Origin of the sequence: Thermoactinomyces mirandus, assembly GCF_013868055.1 — a bacterium.
GTDB classification, from domain to species: domain Bacteria; phylum Bacillota; class Bacilli; order Thermoactinomycetales; family Thermoactinomycetaceae; genus Thermoactinomyces; species Thermoactinomyces mirandus.
In genome coordinates this window covers 60,045-77,119 of the sequence record NZ_JACEOL010000014.1, presented here as the reverse complement: position 1 = coordinate 77,119, position 17,075 = coordinate 60,045, and the positions used below count along the sequence as shown (strand labels likewise).

The window sequence follows — 17,075 nt, the reverse complement described above, 5'->3', positions numbered from 1 at the left end:
ACACGTCGCATGACTGCCACCACATGCCGACCCAGTTTGGCCTCTGATCCGGCATGTCAAGACGAGGCAATTGTCCGGATAAAGCTTTTTCTCCCACTTAAAGACGGAAGCACTCCAAACCCATCGAATCCAAGAGACCTCAACTGAAATTAAACAAGCTGACACCTGTAGAATACAGGCGTCAGCTTGCAGCATGATCCGGATGTTTTTTGCGTGTCTGCTTTTTTGGGGCTTGACCATTTTATTATCTTGCATTTATTTTGCGTTTTTCGCCATGTTCACCAGTTCAGCAAAAGCTTTTTGATCCGTTACAGCCAATTCAGCAAGAACTTTCCGGTTGATGTCCACTCCCGCTGCTTTCAATCCGTGCATGAATTTATTGTAAGAGAGGCCGTTCATACGTGCTGCAGCGTTGATGCGCGTAATCCACAATTTGCGGAAATCGCGTTTGCGTCTGCGCCGGTCACGGTACGCATACATCAAGGATTTCATTACCTGCTGTTTTGCCGTCCGGAATAACGCATGTTTGGAACCGAAGTAACCTCTTGCCAGTTTTAGTACCTTTTTCCGACGCGCACGCGTCACGGTACCGCCTTTCACTCTTGCCACGATAAATCCCTCCTGAAGTCTCTTTCTCTCAAACGTTTCACATTACTTGTAAGCAATCAGTTGTTTGATCCGTTTTACATCACCAGAATGCATAATTGCCCTTTTACGAAGTTTACGTTTGCGTTTCGGGCTTTTGGCTTCCAATAAATGACTGGTAAATGCATGATTACGTCTCACTTTGCCGGTACCCGTTTTCTTAAAACGCTTTGCAGCAGAGCGTTTTGTTTTCATTTTTGGCATGACGTTGTCCTCCTTCTACTGTTTCGGTGCCAAGATCATGATCATTTGTCGACCTTCCAGCTTCGGGGCACGTTCAATCTCTGAAAACTCCTCAACTTCCTTGGACATCCGGTCCAGAATCTTGCGTCCGAGTTCCTGGTGAGTGATTTCCCGGCCGCGAAAGCGAATGGTCAATTTGACTTTGTTTCCTTTTTTCAGGAATTTTTTTACGTTGCTCAACTTGGTTTGTACATCATTCTCCTCAATCGTCGGGCTGAGACGCACCTCTTTGATCTGAATCGTTTTTTGGTTTTTACGTGCTTCTTTTTCCCGTTTGCTCTGCTCATAGCGGTATTTTCCATAATCCATAATGCGGCAAACGGGCGGTTTTGCTTGCGGGGCTACATTTACCAGATCCAGGTTTACTTCTTGCGCCAGATGCAAAGCTTCCCGAATCGGCTTGATTCCCAACTGCGACCCGTCCACGCCAATCAACCGAACTTCCCGAGCACGAATCGACTCATTTACTTGGTGCTGTTGTTCCTTGCTGATAACCTGCCACCTCCGGAAAAATTTTAAAAAAATAAAAAAAGCGTGAGCGCAGAAAACGCCCACACTTTGCTTCCAACTCCAACCAGGAAAAGTAGCTGTTTTCAAAACCAGTCAACTGCATCCCTCGCGTTGAACAGGTGAGAAGCGGGCGCTCCTACTTCTGAGACAAAGATATACTAGCATACAACATTGATCCGTGTCAAACGGATCCCTTCTTTTACCAGATTATGTTACTGTACACTACTTGCCCCTGTGCAGTCAAATAAAAAATCGGTTTTCGTTCATACGATACAGGCAAACCCGATTTTTGCATGTGTTCTCCGCAAAATGTATAATTTATTTAAAATAGTCTGTGAATGAAAGGGTGAAAACATGGCAAAACCATCCCACCGGCCGATAAGCGAAAAATATTACACCACGCTGATTGTCGCCCTGACGGTTTTGATCAACGCGGTTGTATTATTTCTTTTTTTCATGCCGAAATTCCAGGGTTCAAGCCATTTTGACCTGAGCTTTTTACCCATGCTGAACGCGGTATTTAACAGTTTTACCACCGTGTTTCTCCTGGCAGCACTTTATTTCATAAAGAAGAAAAATATTCGCATGCATCGTCGTTTCATTTATGCGGCCTTTTCTTCAACGGCCCTGTTCCTGGTCTCCTATCTTACATATCATGCCATGGCCCCTTCGACCCATTTTGGCGGAGAGGGCTGGATCAGGCCCGTCTATTACTTTGTGCTTGTAACCCACATTATCCTGGCAGCCCCCACCGTATTTCTCGCTCTTTTTACCATCATCCGCGGGCTTCACATGCAAGTGGAAAAACATCGCAAAATCGCACGCTGGACAATGCCGATCTGGATCTATGTCAGCATTACGGGCGTTTTGGTCTATCTGTTGATTTCCCCATATTATTAAAGGTGAAGAAAATGCCGGATTCCGGCATTCAGTTCAAAAAACAGCTTTTCCCGGTTTCTGCCATCATGGTGCGGAACCCTCCTTCAACGGGAGGGTTCCTGCAACCGGGAAAGGCATCCGAATTTCAGGCAGTTCATTTTTTTTCTCTGATTTCAGCTTGCAGCTCTTTCATCATGTCCCCAAGCGGTTTGGCTCCAATATCCCCTTCCGCCCGTTTTCTGACAGCCACGGTTCCTGCTTCCGCCTCTTTTTCCCCAACTACAAACATGTAAGGGATTTTCTTCATCTGCGCTTCCCTGATTTTGTAACCGATTTTCTCGTCACGGTCATCCAGTTCGGCACGAATTCCTGCGGCCTTTAACTCAGACAAAACCTGTTTGGCATATTGATTGAACGTGCGGGAAATAGGAAGCACTTTTACTTGCACCGGTGCCAGCCACAACGGGAATGCTCCGCCATAGTGTTCGACCAGCACACCGATAAAACGGTCAAGCGATCCGTAAATGGCCCGGTGAATCATCACCGGACGATGGCGGTCGTTATCTTCCCCGATATAGGAGAGATCAAAATTCTCCGGCATTTGGAAATCCAGTTGGACCGTAGCACATTGATGGCTTCGTTTCAAGGCATCCCGGATATGGAAGTCGATTTTCGGTCCATAAAAAGCTCCGTCTCCTTCATTAATCCGATACTCGACTCCGGAATGGTCCAACACGTTTTTCAGGGAAGACTCTGCTCTTTCCCACAATTCATCAGATCCCATCGATTTCTCCGGACGGGTGGACAGTTCAACCGTGTACGGGAATCCGAACGGCTGATAGATCTTGTCAATCAGTCTGAGAGCGTTCATCACTTCTTCCTCAATCTGGTCCGGACGCACAAAGATATGCGCATCGTCCTGCGTAAATGTACGCACCCTGAGCATCCCGTTCAGGGCTCCGGACAATTCATGGCGATGTACCTGTCCGAATTCCGCCAGCCGAAGGGGCAAATCCCGGTAGGAGCGAATGCCATTTTTGAAAATCAGTATGTGTCCGGGACAGTTCATCGGTTTTACCGCAAATTTCTCTTCATCAATATCAGTAAAATACATGTCTTCCTTATAGTGATCCCAGTGGCCTGACTGCTCCCACAGGCGCTGGTTCATGATCAGCGGGGTGCGGACTTCCTGATAGCCGGCCTCAGCCTGTAACTGGCGGGAAAACTGTTCAAGTTCGTTGCGGATAATCATTCCGTTGGGCAAATAAAACGGCATGCCGGGCGCTTCTTCCGAAAACATGTACAGCTCCAGTTCGCGCCCCAGTTTCCGGTGATCCCGTTTTCTGGCTTCTTCCAGAAAGTGCAGGTGCTCATCCAGCTGTGATTTTTTGGGCCATGCTGTCCCATAAATCCGTTGCAGCATTTGATTGTCCGAATCGCCGCGCCAATAGGCCCCCGCGATGCTTAACAATTTGAATGCCTTGATTTTGCCGGTTGATGGCAAATGGGGCCCGCGGCACAGATCAAAGAAATCGCCCTGCTCATAAATGGTGATTTGTGCATCCTCCGGCAGTTCGCGAATAATTTCCAATTTGAGATGATCGTTCAGTTTCTGATATATCTGAATGGCTTCATCCCGCGAAACAACTTTCCGGACAATCGGATGATCCTCTTTGACGATTTTCTTCATTTCTTCTTCAATCCTGGGCAGATCTTCCGGAGTCAGGCGAACCGGAAGATCCACATCATAATAAAATCCATCCTCGATCACAGGGCCGATGCCCAGTTTTACATCCGGATACAGCCTTTTCAGCGCCTGGGCCATCAAGTGGGCCGTACTGTGACGGTATACTTCCAGCCCTTCCTCATCTTCCAGTGTCAGAATTCTGACATCAGCGCCGTCCGGTACGACCGCCGACAGATCCACAACCTCACCGTTCACTTTTCCAGCGATTGCTTTTTTCGACAAACTTTTACTGATCGATTCTGCAATCTCCCTGACCGTAACGGGCTGTTCATACTGCCGAACAGAACCGTTCGGTAAATTGACTGCTACACTCATTTCTGGTCATCTCCTTTTTTTAAGAACATAAAAAAGCTCCTCCCGTAAAGGGACGAGCTTGTCGTCGTGGTTCCACCCTTTTTCAATCTTGACAGATGAGGATGAGTTTTGTACCTGTCAAGATTCTCTCAACACAAGTAACGATGTGTTCCCGGCAGCAGATAATAGGCTTTTTCAGACGTTCCCTGCTGCAGCTCCGAGGTGGTAAGCAATTCCCCAGTGGGTATGAGGGCTTTCAGCCGCTGACCCTCACTCTCTGAAACCGTAGGAAAGACTCATATCCTCATCATCGCTTTTTTTATAAAATTTTTTATGTATTATACTCATTTTATATGGATACGTCAAGCATCTTCTTGAAAATGGAAAACAGAAGGATGACACTTGCTGCAACCGTCACAAATCATGACTCTCCCCTCAAACACTTTAAAAAGTGTCTGAATCACGTTTTCCTGCGGGCTGGATGTATGAAGCATGATTCTTTCAGGTGCCATGCTCAACAATATGCTTATCATGTAATCCCCATGGGATGACGTTGACTCAGCAATTTCCAGAAAGGATGGTTCCATTTCCCTGGCCAGAATCGGCGTACCATCCGCCTTGACGACATGAAACTGGTTTTTGCCCTTATGAATCACATGAACTAAAGGCAGCTTGGGGATCTGCAATTGGACGAAGGTGCGCAACAAATTGATAAACTCTTTGTAGCGCCGGTTTAACAGGTGTGTATGGATAGCTTCCTCCACACAAATGGCCAATGTCTTCCAGTAGGTTTTCAGGCGGAAACAAGAAAATCCATCCACCGCCAAATGCTGATATTCATCCAGATGACAGCTGATTTGCCGGGCTATTTTTTCACGGCGATTGCTGTAAACCTCATTCGCGCACTCCCAGGCGCTCGTTTCCAATTGCTCGGTAACACACTGCCTGATCTCGTCCATTTCCTCTCTGGATAAATAATTGGGGGAGGTTTGAATCATTTTCAGTATCCATTTCGGTTCCAACACATCACAGAAGAAATCGGCCAAAATTTTGCCAAACAGCGTGACAATCCGCCTTTTTTTCCCATTGTTCAATGGCTCCAGGCAAATATTGACCACATAACGGTCCCTGACCATCATTTCCCTGGCACAGGAAACCGGGCAGACGGACTTGATGCCTTCGCACAAATCCTTCAAATAAGGGCCAAATTGCGCAATCTGGGTCCGATCTTTCAAAGCAAACGAAATGATGTACAGCACCCGTCTCCCCTCCCGGTTGGTTCTCACAAGAAAAATCTCCATCAGGATATAGACAGTTCCAATAATAATATATGACCTGACAGATTACTGTATACGGAAAACAAGGTTATTCCCGTTCAATAAAAAAACCTGGTCCCGGAAAGGAACCAAGTTTTTTCTTCTAGAACCATCCGGCAATGATTGCCTCATTATAAATAATGTGTCCAACCAAATAGACAAATCCCAATGAAGCCAGCAAAAGTGCCAGATTTCCAATTAACCTGTCTTCTTTGCTGCCGCTTTTTATTTTCATGCCAATCGACCGCAGATTAAATTTCTTTTTATAGGGCCACAAGTACGGAACCCCCGCACTTGTCAACGTATCTGCAAAAAGGTGCGACAGATAACCGACAACAACTGCGGTCGTCAAGAACGGTTCAATCAAATATGTAATCCAGCTGACATAGGCACAGGAAAAAAGTGAATGGGCTACTGTCCGGTGCGGGGCGTAAGCAACTCCTGCCGAAAAGATCCCCAGCAGCAACACCCACAGAGGCAGGTCTTTTACCAGATATAAAGCAATCATTACAATCCCCAGGGCGGCCAGGGTAAAAGAACGGTATCTCCGTCTCAACGAAGGAAATATAAAATTGTTGATCAAACTGCCGTCTTCATCAATATCCGGAATGATCGAAGCAATTCCGGCCGCCACAATTGTCAGTCCCAGGTGGCCCACGTCATCCGGATTCCCGGAAGCCACAGCCAGGCCGACTCCGGAAGCCAGTCCAATCGCAAAGTGCGTTCTTCCTACCAAACCCTCTCCTCCTCTATTTTTTATCTATCTTTGAGGGCAAAGGGAACTTTGCCATGAAACAATTATCCATTTTATCACACATTAAAAATATCAAATATACAGAGGAAAATCTATTGTTGCCGGCAATTATGACTATTGGAACTTTGTAAGCGTAAATATTTTTGTGCAAGAAGGTTTTTTTGATTTCAGTCAAAAAATAAAGACTGTAGAAAAAGGAGACTTGTTCTATCTCCGCCTTTTTTCAAAAATATATAAATCCTTTTGGGTGGGTGGATATCATTGCATAAACTTGTTGAAAACCCGGGCAATTATCAGTTAAAGGAATTTGATTCAGATGAAGTGGTTCTCTCTGTTCCAGCAGGCGGAACTTATCAATTGATCAGAAGACATTTAATCCATGCCCATCCAAATCATCGCAACTATAGCTATAGTAAATTAAAACATTTAATCACTTTTAGACAAGCTGGAGGAGGCCGAATGGATGCAATTTATTATATTGACTCAACTTTTGTAATCATTCCTGATTTATTGCTCCACAACCCAAGACCAAAGAAAAACAATGCCGGACATCACTATGATCAATTAGGTAATTTATTGGACGGAAAAGAATATGTTTGACTGAAGCACCCACTCAATCTAAAAACGCTAAACTCCCTGCCGTTTCAGGATGTTTAGCGTTCCGTACTTTTATGGCTTTTATTTGAGCCATTTTTACAAACATAAACCGGTCAATTTTGCATGACAAAATCCCGTTCAGTATATTCCCCGTCGCGGAATACGCGCAATATTTCATATTTTGTATTCCGTTGTGCGGGGGTTTTTCCGGCTTCACGGATCAATTGCAAAATCAGATTGGTGTTCAGCTTGAAAGAGGTTCCGGCAGCCGATACCACATTTTCCTCAATCATGGTGCTGCCAAAATCATTACATCCGAATTGCAGGGATTTTTTCCCTGTTTCGGCTCCCATGGTTACCCAGGAAGACTGGATGTTGGGAATATTGTCCAACATCATGCGGGCAATGGCAACAGATTTCAAATAATCCCCGGGCCCCAGTTTTTCCCGTTTCAGATTGGTATTGTCAGGCTGGAATGTCCAGACAATAAAAGCCAAAAAGCCTTTTGTCTCATCTTGTGCCTGCCTGATCCGCAACAGATGATTGATGCGTTGTTCAAAGGTCTCTCCAAAACCGATCACCATCGTGGCAGTCGTACTCATGCCCAGCCGATGGGCGGTTTGCATCACATTCATCCAATCACGCCAGGAACCTTTCAGACGGCTGATTTTCCTGCGTATTTCATCATCAAGGATTTCTGCCCCGCCGCCGGGAATGGAATCCAATCCGGCTTCTTTCAAACGTCGGATAACTTCTTCCAGCGGGAGACGGGAGACCTTTTTCATCCGCATGATCTCCGCCGGCGAAAATGAGTGCATGGTGATGTCAGGGAAATGCTTTTTGATCTCCCTTAACAGGCCTGTATAAAATTCAAACGGCAAGTCCGGATGCGTACCGCCCTGCATCAGGATCTCCGTACCGCCTACATCCACCGTTTCCCTGATTTTTTGCAAAATTTCCTCGTTGGACAACACATACCCGTCCCCGGAACCGGGCCGGCGGTAAAATGCACAAAAACGGCAGTACGTATCGCAAACATTGGAATAATTGATGTTGCGCCCAATCACAAAAGTGGTAATGGGTTCAGGATGCCACTTCTTCATAATCCGGTCTGCAGCCCAGCCCATTTTTTCGATTTCATCACTTTCCCAAAGGGCAATTCCGTCTTCAAACCCTAATCGTTCTCCACTCAAGGCCCTTTCAATAATTGGATCAATCTTTGACATATATCATTCAACCTCCCAAGTTCAGGCTGATCTCCATATAATTAAAGACATCATGTCCATCGTATCACAAATCGGCAGATCCCGGGGAAAGAAAAGATCACCATGGCTTCCTTCTCCTTAATTTTTTTACTAAAATAAAAAAAACTGCTTTCCCAAAATGATTTCTGGAAAGCAAGTGACATTTTTGGTGCCGAGGGTCGGACTCGAACCGACACGGTGGTACACCCACCGCAGGATTTTAAGTCCTGTGCGTCTGCCAAATGTAAAAAACAACTCCCTTCGGGCAGCGTCAAAGGACATTTATTTGTCATATCTGCGGTTTCTTCCCCCTACTTCTACCGGAATGACATAAGGACGAATACGCTCCATTATTCTTCTTGCTCCTGCTTTGTCCTCATACATTTGCCCTTTATTACTAATCCACGATAATGCCTGCTCCAATTCGTCCAGGGTCAGGTTCGATGTATAAATGGTAGGGAGTTGTTCAGAAATGCGATTTTGCAAAATCACGCCAAATACATGATCACGAATCCAGGCGGAATAGTTTTCCGTGCCGATATCATCTAAAACCAATACAGGTGTGGAGCCGAGCAATTCAAGTTTACTGCTTACCGTATGGCTTAGTCTGTTTCCTTGCATGGCTTCCGCGATCGCATCCCGCATTTCATTGACAAGGGATGGCGTGTGCACCATAAGAACAGGGATATCGCAATCTGCCAGTGTATTTGCAATCGCCCCCGCAATGTAACTTTTCCCCACTCCAAATGCTCCATACAGATATAGCCCGCCTGCTTTGCTTCCTGCAATGTACTGATTACAAAATTCTATGGCAAGATCAATCGCTTTTAATCGGTTGTTATCTATCTCTATCGCATTAAAAGTGGCAACCTGTACTTCTTTCGGCATTACATGACATTGAATCAGTTTTTTTCTGTTTTGTTCCGTATAGTAGTTATGTAACTTCGTACATTGCTTCATCGTGATATCAAGATTCCCTGCATATGCCTGGAGGGACGGATAATGACCACGCATCAAGTTGGGGCATTTTTCCAGGCCAGGACACTCTTTGCAGTGATCCAGTTCGCGGATATACTGATTTAATTTAGACAAAAAAGGTCTTAGTTGTGATTGAGTAATTTCTTCCTGATTATTTAAAAGGAACTTGACTACATACGGATGGTTCATTATAGCTTCTGCCCGCTTATCAATCATCTTTGTGTTGAATTTATTTTTGGCTAAAATATTATTCATGCGCTTCATTGGTTTGCATCCCTCCTTTTTCAGCAAGTTAGTCCTTTATCGAAATGTTAGCATAAAAAGGAAAGCTTGACTATATAAGGTTTTACCAAAACGAATAGCCTTCGTCATCATCACCGTCTATTTCCCTGCGCCTAAACCTACCCAAACAGGATTTTGAACAAAAAACATTATCCTCATACCTGCATTCCGGTTGACCAGCATACCACCTATTACATTCATCGCATCGATACTCTTCCGGACCATCCTTGCCTTCAGTCCACCAAGGCATAAGTTATCTCCCTTTCTTTTGTTTATTCAGATTCAGTTGAATTTCTTTGCCACATCACCTCTTTTCAGCGCCAATAGGTCAATAGATTTATATCCATACCTGTCGTGATTCCGTAAATTCAGAAAACAGGCGGCAGACGGGGGAATGTTTTACGCCTAAACCGCATTCGTCATATACCTTCCTTCCAAATTTATTTCGTACTGAGGATTATTTCCTGCTTTATATGAAAAGCCGTTTTTAACTCGGAATCACGCCATACTCCACACTTGTCCCTTACGTCATCGAACAGTGGCAGACCGTTCCAACGCCGTTCAAACTGTACCCACTCATTCGGTTTATATTTTGAACCCAGACGCTTTCTCCCAAGACATACTTTACGATGGCTTCTTCGACCTCAATCGGTATATAAGTCACCATTTTATCCGCCATTTCCGACACCCTCCGTTTCGATCAGGCATCGGAAAAAAACCGGTGCCCAGTTGTTACTGTAAGTACATCCATACGCCGTCGACATAAGTCATTTGCAAAATGTTGTTACTGTTCGGTTGATGGTCGCTTTCCGAATGTTTCAGTTCCTACAACCAGAAAAAAGTTGCCTGCTTCCAAGAAAAAGATGATTTCTTGATGTTGCACTTATGTTAACCCCCTTATTTCTTCCTTGCGTTAAATTAATACAGAATGGTACAATCTCGAACATCAAAAGAGGCTATGGTAATGTGGATGAAAAAACGCTGAAAGATATTTTAAAAAACTAGGACTTACTAAAAAAAGTCTGAAAGAGTTGGTAAGCGAAGAACAACACCGGATAGAATCGTTAACGTTTCAACTAGAAATGATTAATTCTATGTTAGACAATCGAAAGTATAAAAAAGCCACACAAATGTTAAAAGAAATCACTATAAAACGTTATCACCCGCTTGCACCTTACTATACTTACTTGGAAGGTCGATGTTACCAGGCAAAAAAGGACTTTGAGAGAGCCGAAAAACTCTATAAATTTGCTATTCGCTTATATAACCAGTATGGGCTTAATTTCTGTAATAACATATGATGAAAGTAAAGACAGAAAAGACAAAATTAAATATCCGTTAAACAGTAATAAAATTCTTTATCTTCTCGATTCATTGCAATATGACGCTGAAAAACAAACCTTGGATGAGATTTGAGTTTATCCCTCATATAGATAGCGTGAACGTGCTTCTTAATCTGTATAAATTCAGGTCGATTATATTAAGAAAAACGAAAAAATATTCAGAAGCAATAGATGTATGCAACCAGGGAATAACTATTGCTCGCCACAACCGAATTCAAAATTATTATCTTGATTTAGTCACTGTCTTAGGTAGTATATATTTATTACAAAAGCAAATTGACAAAGCTAAGGAACGTTTTGAAATGGTACTCAATTACGATTATGAGCGCTAATTTCCACGTGGTCAGATTGACGCACTAACTTATTTAGCTATCATACACGCACATGAAAAAAATTGGGGAAATGCCGAAGAATGCATTACAAATGCCTTGAAGATTGCACAAAATATTTCTCAGCTTTACCGATTGTCCAAAGTGTTTATTGTAGGCGGTAATATCTATCTGGCACAGGATAAATTTGAAGAAGCTGTACATTATTATCAAGAAGCTGAAAGAGTTTCCGAAAAAAGCGGGCATAAGCAACGGCAACATACTGCATTACTGCAGTTAACAAATCTTTATGCTAAGATGGGTTTAAAAAGCGAATGGAATACTTACGCCAACAAACTTTTTAACATTCAGCAAGAACTAAATTTGCAAAGTGAGGATGAGATATATGTTATTAATTAAACTGCCGTTTGTTAAAATAGGCGACGATGATGAAACCGAACGTAAATAAAAACAACTAAATTATAACGAAAACCATTTCCCAAGAATACATTTTATCGTTACGGGAAAATGGTTACTCTTGTTTTTATTAATCGTTTATCTTCTTTGTTCAACTCAATGAGATTTTAATCATTAAAAAGGCGCCCCGAAACAACAGTTTAGCGCCTTTTATTATGTGTTATAAGTATTTAGATACGGGACTAAACTCTAATTTACATGGTTCCTGTTCATCTGAATATAACGGCGGGAGGCTGAGTAAGCTTCTTTACAGGATCTATGGCCCGAAAAGAATAAACAAATCAGTTTACAACAAAGAGCGATTAGCGGCTTTCTTTTACATAAAGGATGGTGATAGCGACTGGTAAAATGCTGATGATAAGCATGAAACTCAGGATTTTTTGGCAACGAGTGGCAGAACACTACGGAAAAGCAGAGCACGCAGTCTTGAACGACCTCTTTTGCTAATCTGTGTTCTTCCTCTGTGTGTTTGCCAGAAATACCATTGACCGCTTTATTAACGACCGCTTTATTAACGATTACGTAAATAACCGTTTTACTTTTTCATTTTACCGGTAAAACATCACTTCCACCGCTTACGTTCCCTTACAAACAGATCCTCTCTTATAATAAAAACCCCGCCTATTATTAAGCAGGGGATTACGCCATGGTGCCGAGGGTCGGACTCGAACCGACACGGTGGTACACCCACCGCAGGATTTTAAGTCCTGTGCGTCTGCCAATTCCGCCACCCCGGCATATTCATATGGAGCGGAAGACGGGATTCGAACCCGCGACCCTCGCCTTGGCAAGGCGATGCTCTACCCCTGAGCCACTTCCGCACATGGTAGTTCGGGACGGAATCGAACCGCCGACACGAGGATTTTCAGTCCTCTGCTCTACCGACTGAGCTACCGAACCTTATGTATTTTATTGCCGACAAATGCTATTTTAACATGATAAAGCAATCGTTGCAAGATTTTTTGTAAAGATTTTACTCTCCATCCCCCGAGAAGCTCGGCCCGTCAAGAGATGGAGAGAGAACCACCAGGCAAGCGACCATAAATCCATCCTTCCTGAACCTGTCGTTAGGTCCGCCAGATCCTGCACCCGGTTATTTTCTCCTTTCATCCAATCCACAATCCTCTTTATTAGCCGTTTCATGTTCTTTTGCAAAAGCAACGACAAACAGCAAGTCCATTCATGACACAAGTATGATTACAATTTTTCTTTGCCTTTTTTATTTGCTATGAACCGTTCATTCATCAAACGCAGTTTGGCACGAATTTGCGCTTGCTGATCTGACCAGTCCTCTTTTGATTCCGGTTTGGCGGATTGGTCGGATTGTTCCATTTGCATTTGCAATACATGCGGCAATTTTTCCGGTTTTTTGGCAGTTGTTTTTGAAGAGGAACGCGTCTTTTTCTTTTTCATTTCCCACTCTTCTTTTTTCGCCTGTTCCAATGCCCCTTCAACCGATTCGATTCCCAGCCGTTTCCATTGTCCCGCGATTTTTTCCACCAGTTTGCGCGGAAGTTTATAATCATATTTGAGCAGAACATATTCCAACAGAACATTGACAACACCGGACGGCAATCCGTATTGATGGATGAGTGATTCCACCAGTTCCACATCACTGGCCGGAATCCGCGCCCCTTTCTGGTAATAGTCCAATAACTGCAAAGGTGAAATTTTAGCCAGCTGTTGAAAATGCTTTTCTTCTTCTGAAAGGACCTTTTTGGTATCCGAAGACTTCTTTTCTTTTTCTTTCTGTGATTTTTGCGAGTTCTTCCTGCGTAAAACGATAGGTGCACTTCCAAACTGCAAGCGGTATTCTTTTTTGATAAAAGAACGCAAGCGATCCAGATGAATTTTCCCATGACTCGTAACATAAGGATTTTGCAGTGCTTTCAGGATGGCCCAGTCATCCAGCTGATACAAAAAGCAAATTTCCTGCAGTTCCTGTTTCAAGGATTCCGTCCAGACGTTTTTATCAACCAGATGGGACAGGCGCATTTCCAGCATGGAAAAGTCAACATCCAGACCCAGTTCCGGAAGCTTGCCCTCATGCAGGCTTTCATCAATTTTGGCAACCGGCTCTGCCATTTCCTTTTCCCGCTCAGCTTGTTTGGTCAGATCTGCCGGTGAAATATTATCAAATACTTCCTGAAAAGTGCGGGTAATGTTTTTCCCGCGCTGTTCCCGTTCTATTTTCTGCAAGTGGGAATTTCCGATAAACCAGTCTTTCAGCACAAAATACCGTTCATTTCCCAGCGAATTGTACAGGCTGATACTTAAAATATCGCTCTGGAAAAATTTTGCCGGTGTAAGGGGCGGAATCAATTCGTATTCATAATAAAGCTGATCGTCATCCCTTATTTCATAAGTATTGACAAGTCCAATCCCTTCCAGGAGATATCTGGCCTCCAGCAACTCATCATAGGTAAACGAACACAGCTGCAACAAATAGGAATGCGTATGCATCTCAGAAATCCCGGCTCGATGAAGGGGAACTTGATAGACCAGGGTCAGGTACAATGAGATGGCTTGAGATCCTACAATCGGCTGATATAAATGAATGAGTCCAATAAGGTCAGCATGGTGCATCGGGCGATGGGTACGACAACACCAACCTGCATCTTTCCAAAAAATTGCCATGGTTTGGCCCCCTCCAGTACTACTCTACCCCTTTTGGTTGTATCATTTTATCACAGGATCATGCCCGTTCGCCAAATCCCATTTTCCTCCAAAATCTACTGGGAATCTTGTTTTTTTTCTTCCGCCAATGCCTTTTGGGAGCGTTGCAGCAAATCCTCAAGTTCACTGACAAAAACATTGATATCCTTAAACTGGCGATAAACCGAGGCAAAGCGTACATAAGAGACCTCATCAATATCGACCAGCCGTTCCATTACCATTTCTCCGATCTTTTTTGACGGAACTTCCGCAACACCGCCCTGCCGGAGCTTTCTCTCAATATCAGCAACAACTTCTTCCAGCTTGGCAAGAGGAACCGGCCTTTTTTCACAGGCACGGATTAAGCCCCGCAACAGTTTCTCGCGGCTGAACTCTTCACGGCTGCCATCTTTTTTTATAACAATCAAAGGTTGTTCTTCAACCGTTTCAAAAGTGGTAAATCGTTGTTCGCATTTTTCACATTCCCTGCGCCGCCGGATTGCCCGTCCTTCGTGAACGGGGCGGGAATCCAGAACACGGCTGCCATGATTTCCGCAAAAAGGGCATCTCAAGGATCCATACCTCCAAACTTGATTCCAAAGTTTATTGATTGTTCAGCCAAACCTTCATGGGTCTTAAAAAGTTATATTATCATTTTAAAGATTTGATGTAATTATTCAACAACGATCCTCATATTATTTCCTTTACCACGACAGCTTCATGTTGAATTGAACATTACGTGAGTATTTCCTGCCAGCGTTTTCAGTCTTCAAGCACCTGTTTTCAGTTAATTTCGACAAACGACGGATGAAAACTCTAAACGATCTAAAATTCCCCTGATAAATTATACAGTTGAATCAAAATGATCATGTCGGAAATCCAAGGCAGGCAAACGACGGAAAATAGCGCTTTCAAAAGTTTTTTACGCAATTGCGAAGTTAATTTTTCTGCATACTTATGCTTGTTCATTTTACAAAAATAATTTATAATATAATGAAAATATATTCTTTTGCACAAGACTCGATACTCAGGGGGTTTCTATGCACGGCCGGATCATAACGAAAGATTCTTTTCAAGTTGTCGGCATTGGCTGGACGGGACCTTATACCATGTCTCGGGAAATCGCAAAAATTTGGGAAGAATTTGTCAAACGAATCAATGAAATTCCCCATCAGGTCAGACCCGGGGTTTTTGTTTGTCCCTGTCATGACCGTGTGACCGATTTAACCTGCTATATCGCTGTGGAAGTATCCAAAGCGGACCAAGTTCCTGAAGGAATGTTGTCACTCACGGTTCCCACTCAAAAATATGCGGTTTTTACACATAGAGGTCCAATCCGAAATACATCTTCTACTTATCAGAAAGCCTTGAAATGGATCAAAAAAATGGGTTATCAAAAAGATGACAGCACATTAAGCCTGGAAGTTTATGACCACCGCTACACACCGGTTACCCATAATCTCGATGCTCCTGACAACCGGTATGATTTGTTTATCCCGATCAAACGGTATTAAAATATTATTTATGCTTGTGGAATTTCCACAAGCATTTTTTGATCATTTATTATTGTTGCTTAATAACACTAATCAGACAGATAAAAACACTCACTCAATTCGAGCAAGTGTTTTTATGTAATGTGCGTATAAAGACCGACAGAATCATGAAGTTGAAGCCGTTTGTTTTTTAATAGACACTATACGGCTGCTTTTACACCCATTCTTTCACCAACATAACGGACAAGGTCAACCACCCGGCAGGAATATCCCCACTCATTGTCATACCAGGCCAATACTTTTACCTGCCGCTTGCCGATCACCATCGTCGACAGCGCATCGACAATGGAGGAATTCTCATTGCCGTTAAAATCGGAAGAAACCAATGGAGCTTCACAAACATCCAGGATTCCTTTCATACAAGTACCGGCTGCAGCTTTCAACGCATCATTTACTTCTTCTTTGGTTACATATTTTTCTGTATCCACAACCAAGTCCACCACCGAAACATTGGGAGTCGGAACCCGCAAGGCAAATCCGTTCAGTTTCCCCTGAAGTTCCGGAATAACCAGTCCCAGAGCCTTTGCGGCACCCGTTTTGGTTGGAATGATGGACTGGGCACAGGCCCGCGCTCTGCGAAGATCCTTGTGCGGATTGTCCAGATTTTTCTGGTCATTTGTATAGGAATGGACGGTTGTCATCAGTCCGTGTCTGATTCCAAATGACTGATGCAGAACCTTGGCGACAGGAGCCAGGCAGTTCGTCGTACATGAGGCATTGGAAATGATATGATGATTTTCCGGATCGTAAACACTTTCATTTACGCCCATGACAATGGTAACGTCTTCGTTCTTGCCCGGAGCTGTAATCACCACTTTTTTGGCACCGGCTGCTATATGCTTTTGCGCTCCTTCACGATCGCGAAATTTTCCTGTGGCTTCAACGACAATATCTATATCAAACTCATGCCAGGGAAGTTGTTCAGGATTACGGTTAGAAACCAATTTCACTTCATGTCCGTCGACAATAATCCCCTCATCGGTTGGCATTACTTCTTTATGATAAGGACCGTGGATTGTGTCATACTTAATCAGGTGAGCTAATGTTTCTGCCGGATAACTTGCGTTGATGGCTACCACATTCAGCATAGGATCTTCCATGGCTATCCGGAATACCATTCTCCCTATACGTCCAAAACCGTTAATTACGATACGAAGTGACATATATTTATCTCCTTCCCGTTTGTTACACACCAATACTCACTTTTATTATAATCAGTATGACACATTTTGCAACTGCAAAACAAAAAA

At 43.6% G+C, this 17,075-nt stretch carries 19 protein-coding genes, 3 tRNA genes and 2 other annotated features; of the genes, 6 read left to right on the top strand and 16 right to left on the bottom strand.

Features of this window, described 5'->3' with window-relative positions:
• Positions 1–255: 255 nt before the first annotated feature.
• The 4 genes from rplT to H2C83_RS17650 form a co-directional block, all read right to left on the bottom strand.
• The gene (gene rplT, locus H2C83_RS04915) at positions 256–609 is read right to left on the bottom strand and encodes a 50S ribosomal protein L20 (RefSeq protein ID WP_181738358.1); all 354 of its coding nucleotides are present in this window, start codon (positions 607–609) and stop codon (positions 256–258) included.
• Positions 610–651: 42 nt separating this feature from the next.
• Entirely contained in the window at positions 652–849 is a 198-nt protein-coding gene (gene rpmI / locus H2C83_RS04910; RefSeq protein ID WP_181738356.1) for a 50S ribosomal protein L35, read from the bottom strand.
• Between the two features lie 15 nt (positions 850–864).
• Entirely contained in the window at positions 865–1,380 is a 516-nt protein-coding gene (gene infC, locus H2C83_RS04905) for a translation initiation factor IF-3 (RefSeq protein WP_376766337.1), read from the bottom strand.
• Positions 1,349–1,495 carry a hypothetical protein gene (locus tag H2C83_RS17650; RefSeq protein ID WP_181738498.1) on the bottom strand — a complete coding sequence of 49 codons (147 nt, stop codon included), beginning with the start codon at positions 1,493–1,495 and terminating at the stop codon, positions 1,349–1,351. The genes infC and H2C83_RS17650 overlap by 32 nt, the downstream gene beginning before the upstream one ends.
• Positions 1,409–1,546 (bottom strand) — a sequence feature (ribosomal protein L20 leader region). It overlaps the preceding gene by 87 nt.
• A gap of 206 nt (positions 1,547–1,752) precedes the next feature.
• Here H2C83_RS17650 and H2C83_RS04895 point away from each other — a divergent pair.
• Complete coding sequence (locus H2C83_RS04895) at positions 1,753–2,298, top strand: DUF420 domain-containing protein (RefSeq protein WP_181738354.1); 546 nt, start codon at positions 1,753–1,755, stop codon at positions 2,296–2,298.
• 133 nt (positions 2,299–2,431) lie between these two features.
• Here H2C83_RS04895 and thrS read toward each other — a convergent pair whose 3' ends face one another.
• The 3 genes from thrS to H2C83_RS04880 all read right to left on the bottom strand — a co-directional run bounded on the left by thrS (position 2,432) and on the right by H2C83_RS04880 (position 6,370).
• Positions 2,432–4,339, bottom strand: a complete 1,908-nt coding sequence (gene thrS, locus H2C83_RS04890; protein ID WP_181738352.1) for a threonine--tRNA ligase — start codon at positions 4,337–4,339, stop codon at positions 2,432–2,434.
• A 45-nt stretch (positions 4,340–4,384) separates the two neighbouring features.
• Positions 4,385–4,638, bottom strand: a binding site (T-box leader).
• Positions 4,639–4,680: 42 nt separating this feature from the next.
• The gene (gene ytxC, locus H2C83_RS04885; RefSeq protein ID WP_181738350.1) at positions 4,681–5,577 is read right to left on the bottom strand and encodes a putative sporulation protein YtxC; all 897 of its coding nucleotides are present in this window, start codon (positions 5,575–5,577) and stop codon (positions 4,681–4,683) included.
• 160 nt (positions 5,578–5,737) lie between these two features.
• On the bottom strand, positions 5,738–6,370 hold the full coding sequence (locus H2C83_RS04880; protein ID WP_181738348.1) for a metal-dependent hydrolase: 633 nt from the start codon (positions 6,368–6,370) through the stop codon (positions 5,738–5,740).
• Positions 6,371–6,649: 279 nt separating this feature from the next.
• On the opposite strand from H2C83_RS04880, the gene H2C83_RS04875 reads away from it, so the two are divergent.
• On the top strand, positions 6,650–6,988 hold the full coding sequence (locus H2C83_RS04875; protein WP_181738346.1) for a hypothetical protein: 339 nt from the start codon (positions 6,650–6,652) through the stop codon (positions 6,986–6,988).
• A gap of 110 nt (positions 6,989–7,098) precedes the next feature.
• Here H2C83_RS04875 and mqnC read toward each other — a convergent pair whose 3' ends face one another.
• The 3 genes from mqnC to H2C83_RS04860 all read right to left on the bottom strand — a co-directional run bounded on the left by mqnC (position 7,099) and on the right by H2C83_RS04860 (position 10,168).
• A complete protein-coding gene (gene mqnC / locus H2C83_RS04870) occupies positions 7,099–8,211 on the bottom strand; it encodes a cyclic dehypoxanthinyl futalosine synthase (RefSeq protein ID WP_181738343.1) in 1,113 nt (370 codons plus the stop codon).
• Between the two features lie 300 nt (positions 8,212–8,511).
• Entirely contained in the window at positions 8,512–9,471 is a 960-nt protein-coding gene (gene dnaI, locus H2C83_RS04865) for a primosomal protein DnaI (protein ID WP_181738341.1), read from the bottom strand.
• 541 nt (positions 9,472–10,012) lie between these two features.
• Positions 10,013–10,168: a hypothetical protein gene (locus tag H2C83_RS04860; RefSeq protein ID WP_181738339.1), complete on the bottom strand. Its 156-nt coding sequence runs from the start codon at positions 10,166–10,168 to the stop codon at positions 10,013–10,015.
• A 542-nt stretch (positions 10,169–10,710) separates the two neighbouring features.
• Here H2C83_RS04860 and H2C83_RS17300 point away from each other — a divergent pair.
• The 3 genes from H2C83_RS17300 to H2C83_RS04850 are packed head-to-tail and all read left to right on the top strand — an operon-like array spanning position 10,711 to position 11,560.
• Entirely contained in the window at positions 10,711–10,905 is a 195-nt protein-coding gene (locus H2C83_RS17300; protein WP_220184009.1) for a hypothetical protein, read from the top strand.
• Positions 10,895–11,164: a tetratricopeptide repeat protein gene (locus H2C83_RS04855; RefSeq protein ID WP_181738337.1), complete on the top strand. Its 270-nt coding sequence runs from the start codon at positions 10,895–10,897 to the stop codon at positions 11,162–11,164. Before H2C83_RS17300 ends, H2C83_RS04855 begins: the two co-directional genes overlap by 11 nt.
• 15 nt (positions 11,165–11,179) lie before the next feature.
• Entirely contained in the window at positions 11,180–11,560 is a 381-nt protein-coding gene (locus H2C83_RS04850) for a tetratricopeptide repeat protein (RefSeq protein ID WP_181738476.1), read from the top strand.
• Positions 11,561–12,264: 704 nt separating this feature from the next.
• Here H2C83_RS04850 and H2C83_RS04845 read toward each other — a convergent pair.
• The 5 genes from H2C83_RS04845 to nrdR form a co-directional block, all read right to left on the bottom strand.
• Positions 12,265–12,354 (bottom strand) — tRNA-Leu (locus H2C83_RS04845).
• Positions 12,355–12,363: 9 nt separating this feature from the next.
• Positions 12,364–12,438, bottom strand: a tRNA-Gly gene (locus H2C83_RS04840).
• Positions 12,439–12,441: 3 nt separating this feature from the next.
• Positions 12,442–12,517, bottom strand: a tRNA-Phe gene (locus H2C83_RS04835).
• A 297-nt stretch (positions 12,518–12,814) separates the two neighbouring features.
• Complete coding sequence (locus tag H2C83_RS04830; RefSeq protein ID WP_181738335.1) at positions 12,815–14,254, bottom strand: DnaD domain protein; 1,440 nt, start codon at positions 14,252–14,254, stop codon at positions 12,815–12,817.
• Between the two features lie 95 nt (positions 14,255–14,349).
• Complete coding sequence (nrdR, locus tag H2C83_RS04825; RefSeq protein WP_181738332.1) at positions 14,350–14,844, bottom strand: transcriptional regulator NrdR; 495 nt, start codon at positions 14,842–14,844, stop codon at positions 14,350–14,352.
• Positions 14,845–15,312: 468 nt separating this feature from the next.
• Here nrdR and H2C83_RS04820 point away from each other — a divergent pair, with 468 nt between their 5' ends.
• Positions 15,313–15,786: a GyrI-like domain-containing protein gene (locus H2C83_RS04820; RefSeq protein WP_181738330.1), complete on the top strand. Its 474-nt coding sequence runs from the start codon at positions 15,313–15,315 to the stop codon at positions 15,784–15,786.
• A 179-nt stretch (positions 15,787–15,965) separates the two neighbouring features.
• Here H2C83_RS04820 and H2C83_RS04815 read toward each other — a convergent pair whose 3' ends face one another.
• Positions 15,966–16,988 (bottom strand): glyceraldehyde-3-phosphate dehydrogenase, encoded by a 1,023-nt coding sequence (locus tag H2C83_RS04815; RefSeq protein WP_181738328.1) that lies wholly within the window; start codon positions 16,986–16,988, stop codon positions 15,966–15,968.
• Between the last annotated feature and the right edge of the window lie 87 nt (positions 16,989–17,075).